General features: G+C 68.5%; 21 protein-coding genes and 4 pseudogenes. 13 read left to right on the top strand and 12 right to left on the bottom strand.

Features of this window, described 5'->3' with window-relative positions; genetic code table 11:
- Nucleotides 1-75: 75 nt before the first annotated feature.
- Both AC1QRC_RS00310 and AC1QRC_RS00305 read right to left on the bottom strand, forming a co-directional pair.
- On the bottom strand, nt 76-1,062 hold the full coding sequence (locus AC1QRC_RS00310; protein ID WP_484204907.1) for an aldo/keto reductase: 987 nt from the start codon (nt 1,060-1,062) through the stop codon (nt 76-78).
- A gap of 65 nt (nt 1,063-1,127) precedes the next feature.
- Nucleotides 1,128-2,384, bottom strand: coding sequence for a hypothetical protein (locus AC1QRC_RS00305; protein WP_484204906.1), 1,257 nt, complete (start codon nt 2,382-2,384; stop codon nt 1,128-1,130).
- Nucleotides 2,385-2,597: 213 nt separating this feature from the next.
- Between AC1QRC_RS00305 and AC1QRC_RS00300 the strand changes: the two genes are divergently transcribed.
- Together AC1QRC_RS00300 and AC1QRC_RS00295 are read left to right on the top strand one after the other, a co-directional pair.
- On the top strand, nt 2,598-2,834 hold the full coding sequence (locus tag AC1QRC_RS00300; RefSeq protein ID WP_484204905.1) for a hypothetical protein: 237 nt from the start codon (nt 2,598-2,600) through the stop codon (nt 2,832-2,834).
- Nucleotides 2,831-3,274 carry a type II toxin-antitoxin system VapC family toxin gene (locus AC1QRC_RS00295; protein ID WP_484204904.1) on the top strand — a complete coding sequence of 148 codons (444 nt, stop codon included), beginning with the start codon at nt 2,831-2,833 and terminating at the stop codon, nt 3,272-3,274. Before AC1QRC_RS00300 ends, AC1QRC_RS00295 begins: the two co-directional genes overlap by 4 nt.
- 390 nt (nt 3,275-3,664) lie before the next feature.
- On the opposite strand, the gene AC1QRC_RS00290 is transcribed toward AC1QRC_RS00295, so the two are convergent.
- From AC1QRC_RS00290 to AC1QRC_RS00250, 9 genes and pseudogenes are all read right to left on the bottom strand, one after another.
- A complete protein-coding gene (locus AC1QRC_RS00290) occupies nt 3,665-3,895 on the bottom strand; it encodes a hypothetical protein (protein WP_484204903.1) in 231 nt (76 codons plus the stop codon).
- A gap of 18 nt (nt 3,896-3,913) precedes the next feature.
- A pseudogene (locus tag AC1QRC_RS00285) lies at nt 3,914-4,171 on the bottom strand (ATP-binding protein); the annotation flags it as partial.
- 242 nt (nt 4,172-4,413) lie between these two features.
- Complete coding sequence (locus tag AC1QRC_RS00280; protein ID WP_484204902.1) at nt 4,414-4,707, bottom strand: histidine kinase dimerization/phospho-acceptor domain-containing protein; 294 nt, start codon at nt 4,705-4,707, stop codon at nt 4,414-4,416.
- Nucleotides 4,708-5,501: 794 nt separating this feature from the next.
- Nucleotides 5,502-6,223 (bottom strand): annotated as a pseudogene (locus AC1QRC_RS00275) (response regulator transcription factor).
- A gap of 62 nt (nt 6,224-6,285) precedes the next feature.
- On the bottom strand, nt 6,286-6,867 hold the full coding sequence (locus AC1QRC_RS00270) for a twin-arginine translocase TatA/TatE family subunit (RefSeq protein WP_484204901.1): 582 nt from the start codon (nt 6,865-6,867) through the stop codon (nt 6,286-6,288).
- Nucleotides 6,855-7,661, bottom strand: coding sequence for a twin-arginine translocase subunit TatC (gene tatC / locus AC1QRC_RS00265; RefSeq protein ID WP_484204900.1), 807 nt, complete (start codon nt 7,659-7,661; stop codon nt 6,855-6,857). The genes AC1QRC_RS00270 and tatC overlap by 13 nt, the downstream gene beginning before the upstream one ends.
- On the bottom strand, nt 7,658-7,894 hold the full coding sequence (locus AC1QRC_RS00260; protein ID WP_484204899.1) for a twin-arginine translocase TatA/TatE family subunit: 237 nt from the start codon (nt 7,892-7,894) through the stop codon (nt 7,658-7,660). Before AC1QRC_RS00260 ends, tatC begins: the two co-directional genes overlap by 4 nt.
- A 111-nt stretch (nt 7,895-8,005) precedes the next feature.
- Entirely contained in the window at nt 8,006-9,067 is a 1,062-nt protein-coding gene (locus AC1QRC_RS00255) for an intradiol ring-cleavage dioxygenase (protein WP_484204898.1), read from the bottom strand.
- A gap of 1,718 nt (nt 9,068-10,785) precedes the next feature.
- Entirely contained in the window at nt 10,786-11,154 is a 369-nt protein-coding gene (locus AC1QRC_RS00250; protein WP_484204897.1) for a phosphomannose isomerase type II C-terminal cupin domain, read from the bottom strand.
- 112 nt (nt 11,155-11,266) lie between these two features.
- Between AC1QRC_RS00250 and AC1QRC_RS00245 the strand changes: the two genes are divergently transcribed.
- From AC1QRC_RS00245 to AC1QRC_RS00230, 4 genes and pseudogenes are all read left to right on the top strand, one after another.
- Complete coding sequence (locus AC1QRC_RS00245; protein WP_484204896.1) at nt 11,267-11,707, top strand: hypothetical protein; 441 nt, start codon at nt 11,267-11,269, stop codon at nt 11,705-11,707.
- A pseudogene (locus tag AC1QRC_RS00240) lies at nt 11,671-12,072 on the top strand (ABC transporter permease); the annotation flags it as partial. The gene AC1QRC_RS00245 and the pseudogene AC1QRC_RS00240, both read left to right, overlap by 37 nt.
- Nucleotides 12,073-12,562: 490 nt before the next feature.
- On the top strand, nt 12,563-13,270 hold the full coding sequence (locus AC1QRC_RS00235; protein ID WP_484204895.1) for a taurine ABC transporter substrate-binding protein: 708 nt from the start codon (nt 12,563-12,565) through the stop codon (nt 13,268-13,270).
- Nucleotides 13,267-14,076, top strand: a complete 810-nt coding sequence (locus AC1QRC_RS00230; RefSeq protein ID WP_484204894.1) for an ABC transporter ATP-binding protein — start codon at nt 13,267-13,269, stop codon at nt 14,074-14,076. Before AC1QRC_RS00235 ends, AC1QRC_RS00230 begins: the two co-directional genes overlap by 4 nt.
- 5 nt (nt 14,077-14,081) lie before the next feature.
- Here AC1QRC_RS00230 and AC1QRC_RS00225 read toward each other — a convergent pair whose 3' ends face one another.
- On the bottom strand, nt 14,082-14,771 hold the full coding sequence (locus tag AC1QRC_RS00225) for a winged helix-turn-helix domain-containing protein (protein WP_484204893.1): 690 nt from the start codon (nt 14,769-14,771) through the stop codon (nt 14,082-14,084).
- A gap of 279 nt (nt 14,772-15,050) precedes the next feature.
- Between AC1QRC_RS00225 and AC1QRC_RS00220 the strand changes: the two genes are divergently transcribed.
- From AC1QRC_RS00220 to AC1QRC_RS00190, 7 genes and pseudogenes are all read left to right on the top strand, one after another.
- Nucleotides 15,051-15,683 carry a YveK family protein gene (locus tag AC1QRC_RS00220; protein ID WP_484204892.1) on the top strand — a complete coding sequence of 211 codons (633 nt, stop codon included), beginning with the start codon at nt 15,051-15,053 and terminating at the stop codon, nt 15,681-15,683.
- On the top strand, nt 15,626-16,465 hold the full coding sequence (locus tag AC1QRC_RS00215) for a CpsD/CapB family tyrosine-protein kinase (RefSeq protein WP_484204891.1): 840 nt from the start codon (nt 15,626-15,628) through the stop codon (nt 16,463-16,465). The genes AC1QRC_RS00220 and AC1QRC_RS00215 overlap by 58 nt, the downstream gene beginning before the upstream one ends.
- 427 nt (nt 16,466-16,892) lie before the next feature.
- Nucleotides 16,893-18,059 (top strand): glycosyltransferase family 4 protein, encoded by a 1,167-nt coding sequence (locus AC1QRC_RS00210; protein WP_484204890.1) that lies wholly within the window; start codon nt 16,893-16,895, stop codon nt 18,057-18,059.
- Between the two features lie 358 nt (nt 18,060-18,417).
- Complete coding sequence (locus tag AC1QRC_RS00205; protein ID WP_484204889.1) at nt 18,418-18,864, top strand: hypothetical protein; 447 nt, start codon at nt 18,418-18,420, stop codon at nt 18,862-18,864.
- A 13-nt stretch (nt 18,865-18,877) separates the two neighbouring features.
- Nucleotides 18,878-21,295, top strand: a complete 2,418-nt coding sequence (locus tag AC1QRC_RS00200; protein WP_484204888.1) for a LamG-like jellyroll fold domain-containing protein — start codon at nt 18,878-18,880, stop codon at nt 21,293-21,295.
- Nucleotides 21,296-21,304: 9 nt separating this feature from the next.
- Nucleotides 21,305-21,865, top strand: a pseudogene (locus AC1QRC_RS00195) (LamG domain-containing protein); the annotation flags it as partial.
- 68 nt (nt 21,866-21,933) lie between these two features.
- The gene (locus tag AC1QRC_RS00190) at nt 21,934-23,325 is read left to right on the top strand and encodes a PKD domain-containing protein (RefSeq protein ID WP_484204887.1); all 1,392 of its coding nucleotides are present in this window, start codon (nt 21,934-21,936) and stop codon (nt 23,323-23,325) included.
- Nucleotides 23,326-23,328: the final 3 nt, after the last annotated feature.

The raw sequence follows: 23,328 nt of genomic DNA, 5'->3' as shown, positions 1-23,328 counted from the left end.
TATATGATAGCAAATCCTATATTCGACGGGAGGCGCTGACCGCGCGGTCCCAGACGTGCATGTGGCTGTCGATGATCACGGGATGAGTCCTTCCTGGTGCAGCTGCTCCCACAACTGGTCGGGCACGGGTTGGTCGAGGCGAGCGACGTTCTCCCGCACCTGGTCGGCGGTGGCGGCGCCCATCACGACGGCCACCACCAGCGGGTGCCGCAGGCCGAACTGGAGGGCCGCGGTGGGCAGCTCGACGCCGTGCTCGCGGCACACGCCGGCCAGCCGGATCGCCCGCTCGAGCTTGTCCGGCGGCACCGCGGCGTACTCGTAGTGCGCGTCCCGGCCCGGGTCGGCCGTGGCCAGCAGCCCGGAGTTGAACTGGGCGGTGTTGACGATGCCCACGCCGGCCGCCCGGCACTCCTCCAGCAGCTCGGGGTGGGCCGGTTGCTCCAGGAGGGTGTAGCGGCCGGCCAGCATCAGCAGGTCGAGCCCGCCGATCGCGACTGCGGCCCGGGCGGCCGGGACGGACCCGGTGCCGACCCCGGCGTGGGCGACCAGGCCCTCCTCGCGCAGCGTGCACACCGCCGGCACCGCCGACTCCAGGAACGGCACGGTGTTCTCGTCCCCGTGCTGCTCGGGGTCGTGGACGTAGATCGCGTCGACCCGGTCCAGGCCCATCCGGATCAGCGAGTCCTCGACCGAGCGCCGTATGCCGTCCGCCGAGTAGTCGACGACGCGGCGGCGGGTCGCGGGGACCGCGAACTGTTCGAACGGGTCCGGCTCGCCGGCGAAGTCCTCGTTCGCCACGAGCAGGCGCCCCACCTTGGTCGACAGGTGGAACGCCTCGCGCGGTCTTGTCCGCAGGAATGCGCCGAGCCGCTCCTCGGCCAGGCCGATCCCGTAGTGAGGGGCGGTGTCGAAGTGCCGGATCCCGGCGTCCCACGCGGCCTCGAACAGTGCGTGGGCGTCCTCGTCGGTCATCGCGGTGAACAGGTTGCCGGCGTTGGCGCTGCCCAGTCCGAGCAAACCGAATGCGGCCAGGGACCGGGCGCGGTCGAACGTCTCACTCATCGGTGCCATCCAACCAGGCTCTCGTCACGAGGGACGATCGCGAACTCGGCGTCGCAGCCGCAGAGTCAGTCGGCGAAGCCGACCACCCAGGCGTAGGGCGCATTGGGGTTCTCGTAGGCGATGGCGGCACTGCCGACCAGGGACCCGTCTTCGGGGTCCATCCGGACCATCCGCACCACGTCGACGCCGTCGACCGTCCAGCTGTTGCTGGTCGTCCATGCGACGGTGCCGTCCGGCAGGAGCCGCGGCCCATTGGCCTGGCCCTGGAGGTCCTCGCTGTCGGGCAGGAGTTCGGGACCCACGGCATACGTCTCGCCCGCCACGTCGAGGTCACAGACGAAGACCGGGCCGTTGGCGCACAGCACCTGGTCGGTGCTGCCCGGAAGGAAGGCGACCGGCTTGGCCGTCGTCATCTCGGTCGGGGCCAGCTGCGGGGCGTCGGCCAGGGCCGCCAGGTCGGTGTCGACACGCCAGCCATTGTAGTCGTCCTGGATCGCCAGGCTCCCGTCGTCGGCGACCGCGGTGTTGAGGTTCATGTCGTACACCGGCACCGGGTGACCGCCCTGGGTGAAGACGAACGGCTGCCCGGGCTGGGTCAGGCCGACCTCCTCGTGGCGGGCGTCGCTGCGGTCGAGGGCCACCGACCACAGCTCCCTGGTCGCGCCGGGTGCCTGCTGCCAATACCAGAGGCGGTCGTCCGGTCCGAACCTCGGGTTTGACTGGGAGACACCCTCGGTCGGCTCGTCCCGCCCGGACAGATTGGTGAAGGTCCCGTACAGGTCGAAGTAGCCGACCTGGGTGTCGAACCCGATCGGGTCGAGGCGGAACTGTGCCGTCCCGGCGATCTTGGTGAAGTCGGAGCTGAACGCATCGGGCGACAGAGGGGCGGTGGTGTGGGCGGGGTCCTCGTCCGCGGTGGCCTGGTCGACGGTGAATCGCCAGTTCTCCACGACGGTGCCGTCCGGGGCCGCGGACAGCACGACATACCAGGACGTTCCGCCGTCGGGCTGGACCTCCTGGGCCACCACGACGCCAGGGGCCAGCTCGGCCCGTGGCTCTGGGGCCGTCTGCTCGATGACGAAGGCGGTGGCGCCGGGCTGCTCGGCCTCGGGTTCGGCGCCTTCCTGCTGGGCATCGCCCTCCGTGGCCTCCTTGTCCGCCGGTGCTGCCGCATCCTCCACGACGGGTGCGTCCTCGGCCCCGGCAGCCGGCTGGTCGGCAGCCGACGTGGCCGGAGTGTCCGCGGGCGAATCCTCGCCTCCGCACGCAGCGAGGGCGAGGGCGGCCGCGAGGGCCAGAAGCAGTGCCGCATTCCGTCTCATCGCGCATCCTTGGGTTGGCCACGGGTGGCGCGAGACTACCAGCGCACTTGGCCTGTTGTATAGAAAAACTTGGACAACGCTTTACTTCATGGTTTGGGCTCGAGCTCTGGGTGCTGCTCCCACGCTGCTCGGCGTCCACGGAGACAAGGCCCAGCCGAGTCTGGTTGGGGACCGAGGATACGGGAGTACGGGTCACGAGATATGGTGAACCGTATGAAGACGACGGTCGAGATCCCGGACGCGCTGGCGCGGGACGCCAAGCAACTCGCCCGCAAGGACGGAGTGACCTTGCGTGAGCTGGTGGTGGCCGGGCTGCGCACCGAGGTGGAGCGGCGCCGAAGCAAAGCCGAGCGACCCGATTTCCACTTCCCGACCGTGGCAGGGCAGGGACTCGCGACCGGCCTCGATCCCACCGACGTGGTCGGCCGCTCCTACGGACTGCCGACGTGATCGCTGTCGACACCAACGTCCTGGTCTACGCCCACCGCGAGGACAGCCCTCGCCATGAGCGTGCCCAGCGCGTGCTGCAGGGGATCGCCAGCGGGCCCGGGCAGTGGGCGATCCCCTGGCCGTGTCTTCACGAGTTCCTTGCGGTCGTGACCCATCCGAAGATCTATCGGCCCGCTACAGAGCTGGCGGTGGCAGTCGAAGCCGTGGAGACGCTCCTGTCCGTCCCGACCCTGCAGGTCTTGACCGAGGCAGCCGACCACCCGGTGGTCCTGGGTCAACTCCTCCGCGAGTCCGGTGTCACGGGACCGAAGGTGCACGATGCCCGGGTTGCCGCCATCTGCCTCAGTCACGGCGTGACCGAACTCTGGTCGGCCGATCGTGACTTCTCATGGTTCCCCCAGTTGCGCGTTGTCAACCCGTTGAGTTCCGCTCGGGCGTAGTTGGTCGGCGGGTGACGAGCCTCGCCGTCACGAGGGATGCGCGGATCCCGTGGCGAACGCCGTGACGACGCGCCGGTTCACCGAGGGTGGGACGGGGAGCATCAGCACCGATGTGATGGCCGCGTTGGCCTAAGGCCAGGCGGCCGTCGTGTGCCCGACAGGTCGGCGTGCCTCGTCAGGAGCGCGGGAAGACCGCTTCGTTGCGAGGATGCCCGGTGTTGTCCATGGACCACAACACCTTGTACGGATGGTGCCCGCGCCGGGTAGTCACAAACCGGACTCCGTCATCCGTCGTGATTGCGCTCGACCGTGCCCGAACCGTGCCGGGGCTGTCGAAGATGCCCTCGCACAGTTCAAGCACGTCGTTGTGCGACCTGCGAAGAGGCGCCCTCAGCGGTCACGCCGCCGCCGGGACTTCGTCACCGTCTGCGACGTGGCTGCCTCGCCCAGCAACGTACGGAGGTCTGCGTCGGTGTTGTACGCCAACGGGTCACGGGAGACCGTGACCGCCGGTTCAAGGAACATGCTGCCGTCCTCGTAGTCCTCGACGAGGTACTCCTGGTGACTCCCGCCGGGCTGCACGGCTCTGCTGCGGTCGTCCGTGACGATTCTGGTGGCCATGGTGTGCCTCCTGCTGTGTCAGTTCGCTGCTCCATCCTGCCCCTTTTCCCACTTTCCCGAGCTCGGCCCCGGCAGGTCGACCACAAACTCGGTCCGCCCGGGCTCCGATGTCACGCTGACACCCCCGCCGTGTGCGGCGACGACCGCCGCGACGATCGCCAGGCCCAGGCCCGCTGCTGCCGGCGCGCGCGGGAGCGCGAGGCGTCGCCGCGGCGCGAACCGCTCGAACACGCGCGGCGCTGCAGCTCGGCGGGCGATGCCGGGGCCGTCGTCGGCGACGGTGAGTCGGTCCGGAGCCCGGCGTCGGTGTCGTGTGCCGGAGCGCGGCCGTCACCGTGGTCCCGGCCGGGCGTGTGCGACCGGGCGTTGGACAGCAGGTTGCTCGACGACCTGGTGCAGCCGCGTCGCCGGTCGCCGGTCGACGGTGACCGGCTCGGTCCGGGCAGCGTCGAGCGCGCCAGTCGTGGTCGGGGCCGGCGGCGTGGGCGTCGCTGACCGCGTCGCACGAGCCACGCTGGTCAGGTCGACCGGCTCCGGCGCGACGCTGGCGCCCGGCGTCGAGGCGGGCCAGCAGCAGCAGATCCTCGACCAGCGCCGGTCATCCGGGTCGGCCTCCGACTCGACCCGGCCGCAGGGCGTGCGCGACGTCGTCGGGCAGCTCGCTCGGGCACGCGGCGGGTCAGCTCGGCGTAGCCGCGGATGGAGGCGAGCGGGGTGCGCAGCTCGTGGCTGGCGTCGGCGACGAACTGGCGCACCTGCTGCTCGCTGAGCGCTGGCGGGCGACGAGCGCGTCGGTCGACGTGGCCGAGCATCCGGTTCAGCGCCGACGCCCACCTGTCCGACCTCGGTGCCCGGGTCGGTGTCGGCGTCGGGCACCCGGTCGCGCATGGCCACCTCGCCGCGGTGCAGCGGCAGCTCGGCGACGCGCGTCGCGCGGTGGCCGGCGACCCGGTCCGAGCGGGCGCAGCGCGACGCGCGGATGAGGGCGACCGCGCCAGGCCGTGGCCGAGCAGCAGCGCGACCGCCGCGATGACCAGCGCGAAGATCGCGGCCAGTCGGGCGACCAGTGGTCTGGTCGACCTCGGCCGTCGACAGGCCGGTGACGTCACCGAGCCGCCGGAGGTCGGTGACGGCGACGCACCCGGTAGCTCGCCGAGGTCGGCGACGAGCTCGACCGCTGCGTGGACGACCCGTCGACCGGCACGGCGAGCAGCGGGGCGGCCGCCTCGCGTCGAGCATCGCCTGCGTCCGGCGCCGGTGTGGTCGAGCACGGCGGCCGCTGCACCTGGCCGTCGACGACGGTCGCGCCGAGCGCGTGTCCGTCGGGCTGGCCGGGGCTCCAGGAAGTCCGGGACGCGTCCGTCGTCGGGCCCGTCGCGGAGACGGCGGCCGGTCCGCGGCGTCCTGGCGCGCTGCGAGCCGCGGCCGCGAGCTGAGCGTGTCTGAGCGCAGGTCGAGTCACGCACCCGGTCCGACGAGACGCCGTGCAGTGGCGACGACCGCGGCGACGCACGATCACGACCGAGCAGCAGACCGCCACGGCGACCGCGACCAGGATGCGGCCGGCGCAGGGTCCACGCCGGCGGGTCGCGGTCCGGCGTCGCGTTCACGGCGCGGGCTTGAGGATGTAGCCCAGCGCCGCGCAGCGGTGTGGATCATCGGCGCGCGGCCGCGCGTCGATCTTCTTGCGCAGGTAGGAGATGTACAGCTCGACGATGTTGGCCTGCCCGCCGAAGTCGTAGTTCCACACCCGGTCGAGGATCTGCGCCTTGCTGACAGCACGCGGCGCGGGTTGCGCATGAGGTAGCGCAGCAGCTCGAACTCGGTCGCGGTCAGCTCGATCGGCTCGCCCGGCGCGCGTACACCTCGTGGCTGTCCTCGTCCAGCACCAGGTCGCCGACCACGCAGCATGCGGGTCGGCCGTCGCCGCGCGGTCGCCGTGCCGGTGCGGCGCAGCAGGCGCGCGCAGCCGGGCCACGACCTCCTCGAGGCTGAACGGCTTGGTGACGTAGTCGTCGCCGCCGGCGGTCAGCCCGGCGATGCGGTCCTCGACGGCGTCCTTGGCGGTGAGGAACAGCACCGGCACGTCGTTGCCGTCGGCGCGCAGCCGGCGCAGCACGCTCGAGCCCGTCGAGGTCGGGCAGCATGACGTCGAGGACGACGACGTCGGGGCGAGAAGTCGCGGCCTCGCGCAGCGCCTCGGCGCCGGTCGCCGCCGTGCGCACCTCCCAGCCCTCGTAGCGCAGCGCCATCGCGCAGCAGGTCGCCGAGCACCGCCTCGTCGTCGACCACGAGCACCCGCACGGGCGAGCCGTCGACGCGGGTCAGTCCCGTGGTGCCCTGCCGGGACGCGTCCGGGGCCCCGGTGTGTCCGGGCCTGGGTGAGCTACTCACTCCGCCACCGTAGCGGCCGGGAGGCCGCCGGTCGCAGAGCTGCCCACGAGCCGCCGCGTGGAGTCGTCGCCCGCTGCGGTCGCGCCCCCGGATGTCGGCGCAACCTCGTCCCCGGGCGTCGGCGCAACCTCGTCCCCGGGACTCGGCGCGACCTCGGCGGCGATGCGTCGCGGATCATCCTCGGGCAGCGAGGCGATGAGGATCCGTATGGGGTGTGCGGCCGGCCCGCTGACCAGGTACTTCTGACCGGGGCGGATCGTGGCTGCCTGCAGGATCCTCGGGTCGACCGGCTCGTCCGCGGGGATGGCCGGGGCCGGCTCCGCCTCCGGCTCCGGTTGGCTGAACGCCTCCCGCACGACGTGGCGCGGGTCGTATCGGCGCGGGTCGAGCGCCTCCCACTCCTCGCGGGTGAGGTGGAGGTCCTCCTCGGCCCGGGCCCGGGTCAGCTCCAGGAACTCCCGGAAGCTGCGGACCACGCCCGCCAGCTGGCGGGTGTATGCCGGGAGCCGGGTCGGGCCGATCAGGACCCCGGCGAGGATCGCGACGAGCAGCAGCTTGTCGAGGGTCAGTCCGAACACGGTGCCTCCCGGGACGTCAGCGATGGGGTGGTGTCGGTGGCGCCCGCCAGGCGGTGGGCCAGGCGCCGGTCGTGCACCGTGGCGATGAGCAGCGCGGCGCCGAAGATGAGGGACATGGGCCCGGCCACCAGGAACATGGACAGCACGTCCGCCGCCGGGGTGACCAGCCCGCTGAAGAGGGTGATGGCCAGGACCACGAGCCGCCAGCTGCGGCGCAGCGTCGCCGCCGGCAGCACGCCCATCCGATTGAGGATGACGACGAAGACCGGCAGGACGAACGCGACCCCGACGGCGAGCACCAACTTGAGCGCGAAGTCCACGTAGTAGGACGCGGTGAGGATGGTGCTGTCCTCCGCGGAGGAGAAGCCGGTCAGCGTGCTGACCACGTGCGGGAAGACGAGCAGACCGAAGGCGCACCCGGCCGCGAAGAGCGGCAGCGCCGCCGCCAGGAACCCGACCGTGTAGCGCCGCTCCTGCCGGTTCAGGCCCGGCGTGACGAACAGGAACAGCTCGAGCAACCAGACCGGACTGGCGAGCACGATCCCGGTGATCAGGGCGATCCGCAGCCGCAGGTCGAACGCCCCGGTGACGGTGTCGTAGTTGAGGCTGGCCTCTCGCGTCGCCGCGAGCTGCTCGACCGGCTGGCGCAGCAGGTCGAGCACCTGGTCGGCGAGCAGGAAACCGACGGTCACCCCGACGAGCAGGGCCACCGTCACGCGGAGTCCGCGTCGACGCGCCTCCTGGACGTGTCCGGCGAGGGGCATGGTGCCCCGCGCGACGGTGGCGGTGCTCATGCGGCCGGCCGGCTCGAGGCCTGCGGGGCCGTGGTGGTCGGGGTCTGGGCGTCGGTGGTCTCGAGCCTGGCCCGCTCTTCATCGGCGGGGTCGGAGGTGTGGACCTCGTCGCGCAGGATCCGCATCGACTGCCCGACGCTGCGGGCGAGCCCGGGCAGCTTTGCGGAGCCGAAGATGAGCAGGACGATGGCCAGGATGACGAGGGCGTGCCAGCCCGTGAGGTTTGCCAACATGATGATCTCCTTGGGTGTGGGTGGTGCGGGTCTGCGTGATATGGCGTAGGCGGTGAGATGGCGTATGCCGTGAGATGCCGTATGCGGTGAGGGGACCGGGAAGGGTCAGGGTCAGTTCGTCGGGGGCTCACCCGAGGGCGGCTCGCCGCCGCCACTGGGGCCGCCGCCCGAGGGAGGCTCCCCGCCTCCGCCGGGCCCGCCGGCTCCACCGCCGGGTCCACCACCGGCGCCGGTCGGCTCGGTCGTGGTGTCGACGCCCACAGTCAGGGTGGCGATATAGCCGGAGTCGATGTCGCCAGTGATGGTGGGCATTTGCTGGTCGAGGCTGTCGGAGAAGATCCCGTCCTGCTCCACGGAACCGACCGCGGCCATGTTCTCGGCGGACCCGGCATACTCCGACCGCTGGTAGATCTCGGTGAGGATGTCCTCGGGGAGGGCGACCTGCGAGGTGGCGATGACGTTCTCCACGTCGGTGGCCGAGTCGACGTCCGGGTAGACCTCGAAGTGGATGTGCGGCCAGCGGCCGGAGTAGCAGCCGGGGACGATCGTGGTGAAGCTGACCATCCCGTCGCTGTCGGCGACCTGGATGCCGCGCAGCCAGGTCTCGTCCTCGACGCCCTGGGTGTACATCGAGTAGCGGCCCTCGGCGTCGCACTGCCACGCGTAGACGGCGGCACCCTCGAACGGCCGGTCGTTGGCCATATCGCGGACGAGGAACGCCATCGACAGGGCGACTCCCTCGACGGAGGACCCGCCGTCCAGGCTGGAGGTGATGTCCTGGCGGACGATGCCGGACTCCGTGAGCACGTTGACGTCCTGGGTGCCGTCGGCCGGGTACGGGCCGTTGGTCTCCTCCGGGATCTCCTCGATGTCGCTGGCGCTCGTCGATCCGCTGGAGGTCGTGGCGCCGGCGTCGGCGGACGAGCTGCTCGAGGTGGCCGAGCCGTCGTCGGCCGAAGTGGTGCTGCTGGTCGAGGTGGTGCTCGTCGCGTCGGTGCCGCAAGCTGCCAGGGCCGCGGCGCCGACCCCGACCCCGACGACGCTGAGCACCCGCCGGCGGGTGACCAGGGTGGCGGCGTCGAAGCCGGCGCCCTGGTCCTCGAGGTCGTCCGCGGGACGGGGGAGCGGCCGTCCCTCGAAGGCGGGCTGGTCGTTGGTGGGTGTGGAACTCATCGGGCTTCGCTCCTCCTGTGTGGTGGGTGTGAACCCACTGTGGAGGGCGGCCCTATGGCATCGCTGTGGTGAACCTATGTGGTTCCTGTGAACGTCGCTGCGCGGTGGATTCCTTATTGCGCCTGGCCGACCACCCACGGGAAGGGCGCGTTGGGGTTGTCGTAGGCTAGGGCCGCGCTGCCCGACCAGCGACCCGTCGGCTGGGGTCCATCCACACCAGCCGCGCGACATCGGTGCCGTCGACCTGTCCAGCTGTTGCTAGGTGAACCACGCGGCCGTGACCGTCGCGGCAGCAGGCGGGCGCCCGATGCGCCTCGCCCTGCAGCTCCTCGCGGGTCGGGGAGGAGTTCTTCCGGTGGACACGGCAGTACGTCCCGCCGGCGACGTCGAGCTCGCAGACGAAGCGACCTGCCCGCTGGACGCACAGCACCTGGTCGGTAGTCTGCCGGGCAGGAAGGCGACGGGGCGCGCGGTCCCGCCCGGGGTCGCCGTCGACGTCGGGTCCGGGGCCAGCTGGGGCGCGTCGTCGAGGGTCGCCAGGTCGACGTCCCGGCCCGCCACCCGTTGTAGTCGTCGCTCACCGCCAGGCGAGCCGTCGTCGGAGACCGCGCTGTGCTGCATGCTCGATCGTACACCGGGACCGGGTGGCCGCCCTGGGTGAAGCAGGAACGCCTGTCCCGGGCTAGGTGAGCCCGGGGTCCTCCTGCCGCGGGCATCGCTGCCGTCGAGCGCCACCGACCACAGCTCCACGGTCGCGCCGTGGGGCCTGCTGCCAGATACCAGAGCCGGTCGTCCGGGCCGAAGGTCGGGTGCGACTGGGCGACGCCCGCTGGTGGGCTCGTCGCGGCCGGACAGGTTGGTGAAGGTGCCGTCCGGTGGCGAAGTAGCCGACCTGGGTGTCGAAGCCGATCGGGTCGAGGCGGAACTGTGCGGTGCCCGACGACCTTGGTGAAGTCGGAGCTGAACGCGCCCGGGCCGGGGACCAGCTGGGTGTTGTGGGCCGGGTCGCTGCCCCGCGGTGGCCATGTCCACGGTGAACCGCCAGTTCTCCACGATCGGTGCCGTCCGGGGTGGCGGACAGCACGACGTAGCAGGACGGTGGCCCGCATCTGTCCTGGACCTGCTGGGCCACGACGGTCGCCCGGCGCCAGCTCGGTGCGGGGCTCCGGCGGGGTGGTCGCGATGACGTATGCCGTAGCGGCCTCCCCGGGTGTCTCCTCGTCACCTGTCTGCTCGGTCGTCGTCGCTCCCAGCTCGTCGTCGGCGGGGATCCCGCGCTGTCGGTCGCGGCGGGGTCGGGCGTTGCATCCGCGAGCCTGGTCTGTCGTCGGTGGCTCGGCCTCGGTAGCGGCGGCCGACGGTCGCCGGCGGCGTCCTCCTCCGCGGGCGAGTCCGCCGCCGCAGGCGGCCAGGAGCCATTGCGACAGCGCAGCGTGATGACCAGACAGGGGAGTCTTCGTCTTCACGGCAGACGTCCTTCGGTGGAGGTGACGGAGTGCCGTGAGACCTACCAGGTGACTTGACCTGATGTATTGAGAAAAGGACAAGGTCTTGACCTTTAGCCATGGACCGCCAGGTGCGGGTGTGCGGTCACGGGTCAGGCCGCCAGCACGACGCGTCCGGTGCCCCGAGTGGACCGCCAGCACGACGCGTCCGGTCGGGGGCCTGGGGCCGCCAGGTGACGCGTCTGGTCGGGAATGGCGGTGGGAGGGGGTCCCTCAGCGGGCGTAGTCGTCCTCGAGGCGCTCGATGTCGGCCTCGTCGAAGTCGCCGAAGGCGAGCTCGAGGACGCGGCCGGGGACGTCGCCGGGGTTGCCGATGCGGTGGATGGCGCCGGAGGGGACCCAGACGATCTCGCCGACCTGGGCCATCCAGGTGCGGTCCTCGACGGTGACCTGGATCGGGACGTCCAGGATCTGCCACATCTCACCGCGGTGGCCGTGCCGCTGGAGCGAGAGCCGGTGGCCGGGGGAGATGGTCATCACCTTCACGGTCAGGGCGACCCCACTGGCGAACTGCTGGAACTGGCCCCAGGGGCGGGTGGTCACGAAGACCTCGTCACGGGGGTCGGTGCGTGGCGTTGCCATGGAGTCCTCTGCGCTGGCCGGTTGGTCGTGACGGCCATGTTCGCACGACAACGGGGTGGCCGGGGTTACGCTCGTCGGCGGACACGAATCCGATCGGAAGGCGGCAGGGCGCTTGACCAGTGAGGAACCGCCCACGGAGCCCCCGTCGGCCGCGCCGGGGGACGAGCACCTCGGGCAGACGCTCAAGGTCGCCTCGGACCACCGCCGATCGCGCCGGCTGGGCAGGCTGCGCCGGCTCGGACTCAGCCTGAGCGTCCTGGTCGTCTTCCTCCTCCTGTGGTGGCTGGTCACCGCGATGGGCTGGGTCCGGCCGCTGTACCTGCCCTCGCCCGGTGCGGTGTGGACCGCGTTCGTCGAGGCCAACGGCTGCACCGAGGTCAGCGCGACCCGCACCGTGTGCGGGGAGCAGAACTACTACATGTGGGAGCACCTGATCGCCTCGCTGCAGCGGATCGGCGTGGGCGTCGGTGTGGCCGTCGTGCTGGGCCCGATCGTCGGGCTTCCTGATGGCGCAGCATCGGGTGGGTCAACACCGCGTTCGAGCCCTACCTGAACTTCCTGCGCTCGCTGCCGCCGCTGGGCTACATCGGGCTGCTGATCGTCTGGTTCGGCATCGGTGACCTGTCGAAGTACTGGCTGCTCTTCCTGGCCGCCTTCCCACCGATCGTGATCGCCACGATCAACGGGGTGCGCGGGGTGCGGCAGGACAGCATCCACGCGGCCCAGTCGATGGGGGCCAGCCGGTGGCAGGTCGGCACCTCCGTGGTGCTGCCGTCCACGCTGCCCGAGGTGATCGGCGGCATCCGGATCGCCGTCGGCTTCGCCTGGACGACCGTCGTCGCCGCCGAGCTGAACGCCGGCATCCCCGGCATCGGCGGCCTGGCCTACGTCTCCGGCCAGCAGTTGCAGACCGCCCTGACCATCGCCTGCATCATCGTCATCGGCCTGGCCGCCGTGGCGCTCGACGCCCTGCATCAAGTACCTGGGCACCCTGGCCGTCCCGTGGTACGGCAAAGCATGACCCGGGAGAGGGGACGCATGCAGCGTCACGCGAGCATCGGCATACGGCTCACCGTGCTGGGCGGGGGCGTCGCGCTCCTGCTGGCCGGCTGCGTCGAGGGCGGCCGCACGGTGCACCCCGACAGCGTGATGGGCGAGGCCGCCGGCACCTGCCCGGTCGAGGTGGACGAGACCGTCGAAACGACCGTGACGCTGGCCTACCAGCCGATCCCGAACGGCGACCTGGTGGTGCGGGACCTGGGGTGGCTGGAGAGCTGTATGCCGAACGCCACCATCACCTGGGAGAAGTTCAACTCCGGCGCCGAGGTGATCCAGGCGTTCGGCTCCGGCTCGGTCGACCTCGGGCCTGGTGGGGTCCAGCCCGGCGACCAAGGCGGTCTCGCCGCCGGTGAGCGTCGACATACAGGTCGTGTGGATCCACGACGTGATCGGCGAGGCCGAGTCCCTCGTCGTGCAGGAGGGCGCTGGCGAGAGTCTGGCCGACCTGGAGGGGCAGCGGGTGGCGGTGCCGTTCGCCTCCACCGCCCACTACTCCCTGCTGGCGGCGCTGGAGCGGGAGGGGATGAGCACCTCCGACATCGAGCTCACCAACCTGTCGCCGGACGCGATGCTCGCCGCCTGGGAGCGGCAGGAGATCGACGCCGCGTGGGTGTGGGCCCCGACCCTGCCGCTGCTCGCCGAGAACGGCGAGATCATCCTGTCGGCCGCCGACACGGCGGAGGCCGGGGCGCCGACGTTCGACCTGGCCGCTGCGACCCGGGAGTTCGTCGAGGCCAACCCGGAGTTCATGCAGGTCTGGACGGCGGTGCAGGACGAGGCGGTCACGATGATCCAGGACGACCCGGACGCCGCGGCCGAGTCGATCGCCGTGCAGCTGGGCATCGCCGAGGATGAGGTGCTGGACCAGCTCGGCGGCTACACCTTCCTGGACGCCTCCGAGCAGGCCGGCGAGGACTACTTCGGCGGGACGCTGACGCAGGACCTCATCAACACCGCGGACTTCCTGGTCGACCAGCAGGAGATCGACGCGGTCAACAGCGAGGACGCCTACGAGCAGGCCATCTACAGCGACGCCATCGTGGAGGTGGGGCAGTGAGTTTCACCCTCGAGAACGTCTCCCAGCGCTACATCACCGACAGCGGCGAGGTGGTCCACGCGCTCGCGGACACCTCGCTGGAGGTGCCGGCGGGCGAGTTCGTCTGTGTCGTCGGCCCGTCCGGCTGCGGGAAGACGACCCTGCTCAAGGTGCTCGCCGGGTTCCTCAAACCCACCGGCGGGCGGGCCCTGGTCGACGGAGAGCCGATCACCGGGCCGTCGTGGCAACGAGGCGTGGTCTTCCAGCACGCCAACCTCTACCCCTGGCTGACCGTCCGCAAGAACGTCGAGCTGGGCCTGAAGTTCCGCGGCATCGCCGCCGCAACCCGCCGGGAGGCCGCCGAGGAGGCGCTGGACCTGGTGGGGCTCGCCGGATTCGAGGACAAGAAGACCTACGAGCTGTCCGGCGGGATGCAGCAGCGCACCCAGATCGCCCGGGTGCTGGCCAACGACCCCGAGATCATCCTGATGGACGAGCCGTTCGGCGCGCTCGACGCGCTCACCCGGGAGCGGCTGCAGGCCGACCTGCTGCGGATCGCCCGGGAGCGCAAGAAGACGATCTTCTTCATCACCCACAGCGTCGAGGAGGCCGTCTTCCTCGGCGACCGGGTGCTCGTCATGAGCCCCCGCCCCGGGCGCGTCGTGCAGGACGAGCCGGTGCGAGATCTCCGCGGAGTACGGCCGGCTGCTGCCGGGCAAGGAGCTGCGCTCCACTCCGGAGTTCGTCGCGCTGCGCGACAGGATCTCCGAGGCGATCTATGCGGGGGAGACAGGCTGAGGCTGGCTTGCGTCGGCCGCAGGTATTGACTGAGTCAGGCCGTCAGGCGGTAGCCGACGCCGCGCACCGACTCCCCGAGGCGGGGACCGCCTGCCGACTCGATCTTGACGCGCAGGCGGCTCATGTTGACCTCGAGGCTGCGACTGTCCGGCGAGGCCGAGTCCTTCAGCACGGACGCGAGCTCCTCGCGCGTGCACAGCCCGGCTGGGCTCCGGAGGAGGGTGAGCAGCAGATCGAACTCGATTCTGCTGAGGTCGATGGGGACGCCATCCACCGATGCCACTCTGCGCGCCGCATCGACGAGGAGGTTGTTGATGGCGTATGACTCCCGGGGCGCAGTGAGGGCCAGGTGCGACATGTTCCGGTAGAAGGTGGCGATCCTGGTTCGTAGCCGTCGATCACTCGTGTGGGTCAGATTCAGCACCTCCCACGATCCGGAGTGAAGCAACGTCATCTCCTGCTCCTCTGTCGCCTGCTCCAGGAGGGAGAACGCGGGGACGCTCTGAAGTGTGAGGTGTCTTAGGACGTCCAGAACCTCCACGGTCAGGGAGGAAGCGTGTACGAGTCCCATGACGGGGCGGGGTGAAAGGCCGAGATAGGGGGTAAGGGCTTCGGTGGACACCGACTCGTGAGGGAGGCCATGGTCGACGAGGACCTGAAGGGTGTGGTCGAACGCGGATTGTGTTGCAGCACAGGGCACCACCACGATGTGCTCAGAGGGCATCCGCGCTTCCCCTTTCACGACATGTCTGACTGGCACCGCCGATTGGAGTGCCACTTGCTGAAACTTTACCTGAACATGACTCAGATCAGAAGTCTTGTTCGATGACTGCCCGACGAAGGTCCGGAGTGGTTCCCCCGGCGGCACTGACGAGCCACTCCGACAGGACGGCGCCTTGGGGAGATTCTTGCCCCTGTCAGACCTTGGTATCGTGGACGAGCACGCAGCGGTGGGGATCCACGGAGCGCGGGTTGCTGCCCATCCGTCAGGCAGGAGAGTTCTGTGGAGTTGAGGGACTACTGGAGGGTCCTCCGTCACCGGTGGAGGATCCTGGTGATCTGCACGTTGTCCGGCCTCATCCTTGCGTCGGTCGCTACGCTGCTCACCCCCCGCACGTACCAGGCGACAGTAGAACTCTTTGTCGCCCCCGAGGTGGGGAGCACCAGTTCGGAGTTGATGCAAGGCTCGGACTTCGTATTGGACCGCGTGAAGTCCTACGTGGAGATCATCGACAAGGCAGTCGTCCTTGAGCCCGTCATCGAGGACCTTGGTTTGGGCGACTCGGTTGGAGAGCTCTCCCGCCGGGTCGAAGCCACGGTGGTGCCGGAGACCGTGGTGGTGGAGGTAAGCGTCGACGACGAGTCGGCTGAGCAGGCCGCTGCGGTGGCAAACCGTGTGGCCGAGGAGTTCATCACTGTCGCGCCGACGCTCGAGCCGATGCGCGCCGATCAGACCGCAGTTGTCCGTATCACGGTGATCGATGCCGCGCGGGCGCCCCTGTTCCCGTGTCGCCCCGACCCCAGCTCAATATTGCACTCGGCTTGCTGGCAGGACTCGCGGCTGGCCTGGCTGGTGCCGTGGCGCGGGAAGCGCTGGACCGGCGGATCAAGGGAGAACGTGACGTCAAGCAGTTGACCGAAGCTCCCGTCATGGGCCACATCCCCGTCGACCCACGGGCGGATAAGACCCCCGCGGTGTCCGCAGCGAGCGGTCACACCGTCCGTGCTGAAGCCATGCGCCAGTTGCGCACCAATCTCCAGTTCCTCGATGTACCCGAGGGAGAACGCTCGTATGTCATCACGTCCTCCATGCCCAGCGAGGGTAAGACGCTGACCGCGATCAACCTTGCAATCACGATGGCGGAGGGCGGCCAGCGAGTCTGCCTGATCGAAGCCGACCTGCGTCGCCCCCAGGCTGGTGACTACCTCGGGCTCGAGAGTGCTGTCGGCCTGACGGACACGCTCATCGGATCGGTAGCGTGGGCAGACGTGGTGCAGTCTTATCGTCCCCGACTGGATGTTCTGCTGGCGGGCACCATCCCTCCGAACCCGTCCGACCTCGTGGCCAGCGAGGCGATGGAGAAGCTTCTGACGGACCTGGAGGCGCAATACGACGTGGTGATCCTGGATGCTCCACCACTGCTGCCGGTCACCGACGCCGCCGTGCTCACAAAGCGCAGCGCCGGTGCAATCGTCGTTGTCGCTTGCGGTCGGAAAGCTGTGACCCGCGGCGAGCTGGCGCACAGTCTGGAGATGCTCGTCACCGTGGGGGCCCGAGTGCTCGGGGTGGTGCTCAACAAGGTTCCCCAGAAGGGCCCCAATGCAGTCCCGATCTCCACCTACACCTACACCTCTCACCCGCAGGAAGTGACGAAGGGTAGGCACTCAAAGGGTGCCGTTCCCACGGGGGAGGCGTAAGGCAACTCCCAACTTGCCGGGGTGCGGTCGACCTCCGTCCAGGAGCCCAGGTTGGCAGAAGTTCCACCTGGGGTTGGGGAGGTGCTCCTCAGCGCCTGGTACACGATCGCGAGCGTGACCAGCACCAGAATGGCGATGCCGAGCGCCTGAATCCGGCGGAGCACCCGCTCGCGGCGCACCTCCCCCCGCGTGTGCCCGCGCGTAGAGCCGCGCATCCGCGAACCTCCTTGCGCCGAAGGTGAAGGGCAGTCGTGCTGGTGGCCCTGACAGGGCTGACCGGCCTCGTGATAGCAAGCTGACCACGTATTTAGCCAAGCCCTAGGTTGATTAAACTATCGGCAATCTTCGAGACCGTCGAGACCAATTGGCAACGCCGCCACCTCGGATCTCGCGCGAGGCCTCGGGGATGGAGGGCTACGATGCCTGCGTGAGTACGAGCGCGCAGGGTGGGGGTTCGGCGCCGCTGGTTGTCATCGCGAATCCTTCAGCCGATGTCTACGGTTCGGACCTCCAGGTGCTGGAAAGCGTGACCGCGCTGGTTCAGGGGGGATTCGACGTCGTCTTCACAAGCCCGGACGAGGGCCCACTTCTCCCCCTGGTCCGGGGGCGAGGTGCCCAGGTTGAACGCCTGCAGTATCCGGTGCTGAGACGCGCGCAGGCGAGTGCCGTGGGTATGGCACAGCTTGCCGGCCGGGGTGGGCGGAGTGCGCTGACGTTGGCGGCGTTCCTGAGGCAACTCCGACCGAGCGTGGTCTACGTGAACACGGTGACACTCCCATGGTGGCTCCTCGCAGCGCGGCTAGCCCGTGTGCCGGTGACCTGCCACGTCCACGAGGCCGAGGGACAGGACCGGGCTGTGATCCGACGGGCGCTCTACGGACCGCTGGTCTTGGCGAACCAGGTCATGGTGAACAGCGAGGTGACCCAGGAGACAGTGGTCGAGGCCGTGCCCCTGGTCCGCAACAGATGCGTTCGCGTCTACAACGGAGTGCGCCAGCCGGATCCTCTACCCACCCCTATCAGTGGGTTGTCTGAGCCGATCACCCTGGCCCTGATCGCACGGCTCTCGCCTAGGAAGGGCGTGGACGTGGCGATCGAGGCGTTGTCCATCGTTCGCAACGAGGGGGTCGATGCACGCCTTGAGGTGTGCGGGACAGCCTTCGAGGGGTACGAGTGGTTCGAGAGCGAGTTGCGCGAACGGGCCGGCCGCGACGATCTTGCGGGGGCGGTGACGTTCAGCGGGTATGTCGATCCTGTCTGGCCGGCAATATCGCGGGCCCAGATCGTCCTCGCGACGTCGCACGGAGAGTCCTTGGGGAACGCCGTTATTGAAGCCCAATTCGGCGGACGACCGGTCGTCGCCTCGCGAGTTTCCGGGCACGTGGAGACCATCGACCACGGCCGTACTGGCCTCCTGGTCCAGCCCCGAGACGCACAGGCTCTCGCCGAGTCGATCCTGCACCTGATCGCGCATCCCGACGAAGCGACACGACTGGGCCGGGCCGGGCAACGCTCTGCCCGCGACAACTTCTCCGTGGAGCGGTACCAAGACGAGGTACGGGGAGCTGTCCGCGCCCTGCAGGCGCATCCGTAAACTTTCCTTTCCCCACCCCTTGCGTAGCCCTTACTAAGTCTTTACTCTTCTGACAGTTAAGTCCGACGTGGGACTCAACCCAGATCATGGCTGCGCCGGGCAGCGTGACGACAGACACTGTTGGGGAGTTTAGGTGCTCGCAAGGCGTACGCAGGTCAGGCCGTGGCAGGCTCGCTCCCGGTCAGTGCTACTTCCCACACTTGTGCTGACGCTTGCCGGGGGCCTCGTGGGGTGCGGGAGCGCTAGCGAAACAACAGTCGGCGACGACGCGGTGGCAACCGCCACTTCTCCTGCGAGCACCCCGGGTGAGACGGCGCAAGGGGATGGGGCGCTCGCAGACTCTGAGGAGGCAACACTCGTGCTCCCACCAGACGGTGCCGGCGACCTGTCTCCCGTCTCGGTCAGTGTTGTGGAGACTCTTCCGCCGGTCGACTTGGACGAAGAGGTGGAGTTGGTGGCCGGACTCCAGGCGGAGATCGAACTTGGCGAAACGACTGTCCAGGCCCGTCGGCCTGGAGAGATCGGTGGTGAGGCTGCCGAAGTGAGAGTCCTCGTCACCAACACGGGCCGCTCGGCCCAGGATCTCTCCGCACTCTTCGTCGAGGTGGCGGACGCCAAGGGGACGCCGCTTCTACCTCTGTTCGGGGACCCGTACGACCCACTGATGGGGGAACTGGAGGGCGGCGCGTCGGCCGCTGGCATCTACGTATTCACTCTCGACGACTCTCTCGTACAACCCCTCAGCGTGCAGGTCAGCCCGGCCGCCGATGAGCCCCTCGCCGTATTCGTCGGCAGCACTGAGTAGAAGGAACAGACAGATGGCAACCACCACGGCCTCTCGGCGCCAGTTCACTGCGGTCTTCACTATCTTCGCCATGATCGTGGCCACCTTCGCGGTGCTGATTGCGACACCGACGCAGGCCGAGGCAGCAATCAGTCCCATCAAGCCGCGTACTCCCGAGAACGTGACTGCTGATGCGTTGCCGACAGTGCAGATCAACGGCATCTCGTGGTCCCAGGCCATCGTAGGCAACACGGTCTACGCAGGTGGCAACTTCACGCATGCCCGTCCGGCAGGTGCGCCGGCGGGGACGAACCAAACCCAGCGCAACAACCTGTTGAGCTACAACATCACGAACGGCGTGCTCAACACCAACTTCGTTCCCAACCTCAACGCACAGGTCGTGGCCGTCGCAGCGTCGCCGGACGGATCACGTGTCTACGTCGGGGGGAACTTCAGCCAGGCGAACGGGCAGACGCGCAATCGTATTGCGGCCTATAACACGAGCAACGGACAACTGGTGTCGAGCTTCTCTCCTTCGATGACGGGTCAGGTCAAGGCCATCGTCGCCACCAACGATGTCGTCTACGTCGGCGGATCGTTCCAGGGCGTGGGGGGACAGTCGAGGACTCACATTGCGGCGTTCAACGCCAGCAACGGTGCACTCTTGTCCTGGGCTCCGCAACTTGACCGACCCGTATGGGGTCTTGCCCTCAGCGAGGACGGGCAGCATGTCTTCGCGGCGGGCGAGTTCGAGAACGTTAATGGAGTGCGTCAGCGCGGTATCGCGCAACTGGATGCGGTCACCGGGGCGCTGGTCGCGAAGAACTACCGGGTGTCCAACGGTGGTGCCGACTCCGCGATCACGAGCATCTCGGTCGATGGTGGGTCCATCTACGGCACCGGCTACCACTTCGGTCCGGGAGGCAACGTCGAGGGTCCGTTCCGGATAGACATCGAAAGCGGTGACACGGAGTGGGTCCTGGACTGCCACGGGGACACCTATAGCCACTGGCTGGGAGCCGAGACCATGTACATGGTGGGCCACCCGCACTACTGCGGCAATGTGAGCGAGGGGTTCCCGCAGTACTCGACATGGAAGTACCAGCATTCCATGGCTGTTTCCAAGGAGGCCACTGGCGAGAACATCCGTGAGGTTCATGGGTACTACAACTGGGAAGGTGCGCCCAGTCCGTCGATTGTGCACTGGTTCCCCACCATGGCGATGGGGAGCGTCAGTGGCGCCTACCAAGCAGGATGGCATGTCACGGGCAACGATGAATACATCACCATCGCTGGGGAGTTCCCTCGGGTCAACAACACGGCCCAACAAGGACTGGTCCGGTTTGCGATCTCGCCAACCGCGCCAGGCGACCGGGGCCCAGCCTTCCTGGACAACTCTCTGATCCCTGAGTTGACCCCGATCGCTCCGGGTACCGTGCGAGTGGGATGGCTGGCCGGCTACGACATGGACGACAAGTCACTGACGTATCAGGTTGCACGGACCCCGGGTGGGGTGGTCCGAGAGTTCCAGGCTGACTCCAACTGGTGGCATGTCCCCGGGTTTAGCTATATCGACTCTGGACTCACCCCTGGTCAGTCGTACAACTACCAGATCCGAGTCCGCGATGGCAGCGGCAACCAAGTCTTCGGCGCGACCCGCACAGTCACCGTGCCGACCTCCGTGGACGAGAACGCCTACAGCGCCGCCGTCCGCCAAGACAACCCTGACCTCTACTGGCCACTGAACGACGCGGCCGGCAGCTCGACTATCTGGGACAAGGTAGGCGGGTACTACGGTGTCCCCGGGTCCGCCGTCACGCGCGGCGTGGCTGGTGCGGTGCCAGGGGACACGGCAGTCCAGGTGAACAACAACAACAACGGTCGCATCTACGCCCGTGGGAGTCACGTGGCGCCCACGGAGTTCAGCGCTGAGGCCTGGTTCCGCACCAGCTCCACGAGCGGGCGTCTGCTCGGGTTCGGTGACCTCCAGGTCGGCAACTCGGGTCACCGCGACAGGCAGATCTACCTGACCAGCAGCGGGAGGGTCCACTTCGGACTCCGCTCGGATGGGACCAAGGTGGTCGCCAGCACCAACGCCTACAACGACAACCAATGGCACCACGTCGTGGCCACCCTGAGCGGGTCGACGGCAAGGCTGTATGTCGACGGCGTACTGGTCGGTGAGTCGGCAGGACATCACGAATCCGGAGGTCTACGTCGGGCACTGGCGTGCCGGCGGCGACAACCAGAGCGGCTGGCCGAGTCCCGGCAACGCGAACTGGAACGGGGGGATCGACGAGGTCGCCATCTACCCCTATGCGCTGACTGCGCAGCAGGTGGACGCCCACTACGTTGCTTCAGGGCGGACCTCGAACCTCCCCCAGGCGCCGAGCGACGAATACGGCGCCTCCGTGTTCGACCTGGAGCCGACTCTCTACTGGCGGCTCTCTGAGACCACCGGATCGACCGCGAGGGACTCCGGGCCGATGCGCAGCGACGGTACCTACCAGGGCGGGCACACCAAAAACCAGGCTGGAGCTCTGGTCGGCGTGTCTCGAACCCGGCAGTCGCATTCAATGGGAGCACCGGGTACGTGGCCTCAACCGCGCAGTTCACCAATCCCCAGGTGTTCTCGACCGAGGCGTGGTTCAAGACCACGAGCACGTCGGGTGGCAAGATCATCGGATTTGGCAACCAACGCACCACCCTGTCGTCCAGTTACGATCGGCACACGTTCATTCAGAACGACGGACGGCTGGTGTTCGGTGTCTATACCAATCAAGAACACCGGGTGACGTCACCGCAGTCCTACAACGATGGGCAGTGGCACCACGTCGTGTCTGTGTTGTCCGGTGACGGTATGAAGATGTATGTCGACGGTGCGCTTGTCGGCACGAACCCGAACCCCGTCGCTGAGAACTACAGCGGTTATTGGCGTGCGGGTGGCGACCGGGTCTGGTCGGGCGCCACCAGCAACTTCCTCAACGGGACGCTCGATGAGGTCAGCGTCTACTCAACCGCCCTCACAGCGACGCACAGGTCCAGGCGCACTACAGCCTGGGCAGCGGCCAGGTGCCCAATGTGTCGCCGGTGGCGGAGTTTGGGTTTGTGGCGGATCACTTGTCGGTGTCGTTCGATGGTTCGGCCTCGAGTGATGAGGACGGGTCGGTTGTGGAGTACCGGTGGGACTTTGGTGATGGGTCGACTGGTTCTGGTGTGAGTCCGTCGCATGTGTATGCGTCGTCGGGGACGTACCAGGTTGAGTTGGAGGTCGTTGATGACGATGGTGCGACTCATGCGGTGACTAAGAGCGTGGCGGTGGTGGCGAATCAGGCGCCGGTGGCTGCGTTTGAGGTGGACACGACCTTCCTGCAGGCCAGTTTCGATGCGTCGGGGTCAGCGGATGACGATGGTTCGATCGTGTCCTATGAGTGGGACTTCGGTGATGGTGAGGTCGGTTCTGGTGTGACGGTCGGGCACACGTATGCCGCTGCCGGGACGTATGAGGTGACCTTGCAGGTCACCGATGATGACGGTGCGGTGCACAGTGTGTCCCAGGACGTGGCGGTGCAGGCTGCGCCGCCCAACCAGGCACCGGAGGCTGCGTTCACCCACTCGGTGGAGCACCTGATGGTGTCGGTCGACGGGCTGTCGTCCTCTGATCCTGATGGTTCGATCGTGTCCTATGAGTGGGACTTCGGTGACGGGACGACCTCTAGCGATGCGGTGACCTCGCACACCTACGCCGCGGCTGGGACGTACACGGTCGAGCTGACGGTCACTGATGATGATGGGGCGTCGGACAGCATCTCGGAGTCGGTCACGGTGACCGAGCCGCCGGTGAACCAGGCCCCCCAGGCCGGGTTCACCGTGGCTGCCAACGGGCTGACGGTCTCCGTCGACGGCGCGGACTCGACCGACACCGACGGCACGATCGAGTCCTATGAGTGGGACTTCGGTGACGGCAACGGAGGTGAGGGGGTTACCGACTCCCACACCTATGCCGCGGCCGGGACCTACACGGTCACGTTGACGGTGACTGACAACGATGGTGCGACCGGCACTACGAGCCAGCCTGTCGTGGTGACGGCCCCGCCGGTCAACCAGGCACCGGAGGCGGACTTCGACTGGTCGGCAGCAGGGCTGACGGTCAGCCTTGACGGGTCTGCGTCTACTGACCCCGACGGCGCGATCGTTGACTTTGACTGGGACTTCGGTGACGGGTCCGAGGGCAGTGGCGAGGTGACCTCGCACACCTACGAGGCTGCTGGGACGTACTCGGTTGAGCTGACGGTGACCGACGATGCTGGAGTTACGGACTCGGTGACCAAGGAGGTCACGGTGGAGTCCCCGCCGCCGGCGAACCAGGCTCCGACAGCGACATTCGAGCACCAGGTGAACAACCTGACGGTCTCGGTGGACGCCTCGGATTCGGAAGACCCGGATGGTTCCATCAGTAGTTACCTGTGGGAGCTTCGGTGATGG

Source organism: Ornithinicoccus sp. (genome assembly GCF_057176825.1).
The sequence above is the reverse complement of the archived record's forward strand: the minus strand, read 5'-3'. Positions and strand labels throughout refer to the sequence as shown.

Excerpts from the sequence above, each read along its gene's own strand:
- AC1QRC_RS00290 (WP_484204903.1), bottom strand. The coding sequence starts at position 3,895 with ATGGCCACCAGAATCGTCACGGACGACCGCAGCAGAGCCGTGCAGCCC.
- AC1QRC_RS00200 (WP_484204888.1), top strand. The coding sequence starts at position 18,878 with ATGGCAACCACCACGGCCTCTCGGCGCCAGTTCACTGCGGTCTTCACT.
- AC1QRC_RS00250 (WP_484204897.1), bottom strand. The coding sequence starts at position 11,154 with ATGGCAACGCCACGCACCGACCCCCGTGACGAGGTCTTCGTGACCACC.
- AC1QRC_RS00255 (WP_484204898.1), bottom strand. The coding sequence starts at position 9,067 with ATGAGTTCCACACCCACCAACGACCAGCCCGCCTTCGAGGGACGGCCG.
- AC1QRC_RS00300 (WP_484204905.1), top strand. The coding sequence starts at position 2,598 with ATGAAGACGACGGTCGAGATCCCGGACGCGCTGGCGCGGGACGCCAAG.
- tatC (WP_484204900.1), bottom strand. The coding sequence starts at position 7,661 with ATGAGCACCGCCACCGTCGCGCGGGGCACCATGCCCCTCGCCGGACAC.
- AC1QRC_RS00305 (WP_484204906.1), bottom strand. The coding sequence starts at position 2,384 with ATGAGACGGAATGCGGCACTGCTTCTGGCCCTCGCGGCCGCCCTCGCC.
- AC1QRC_RS00310 (WP_484204907.1), bottom strand. The coding sequence starts at position 1,062 with ATGAGTGAGACGTTCGACCGCGCCCGGTCCCTGGCCGCATTCGGTTTG.
- AC1QRC_RS00225 (WP_484204893.1), bottom strand. The coding sequence starts at position 14,771 with ATGCCCTCTGAGCACATCGTGGTGGTGCCCTGTGCTGCAACACAATCC.
- AC1QRC_RS00280 (WP_484204902.1), bottom strand. The coding sequence starts at position 4,707 with ATGCTCGGCCACGTCGACCGACGCGCTCGTCGCCCGCCAGCGCTCAGC.
- AC1QRC_RS00260 (WP_484204899.1), bottom strand. The coding sequence starts at position 7,894 with ATGTTGGCAAACCTCACGGGCTGGCACGCCCTCGTCATCCTGGCCATC.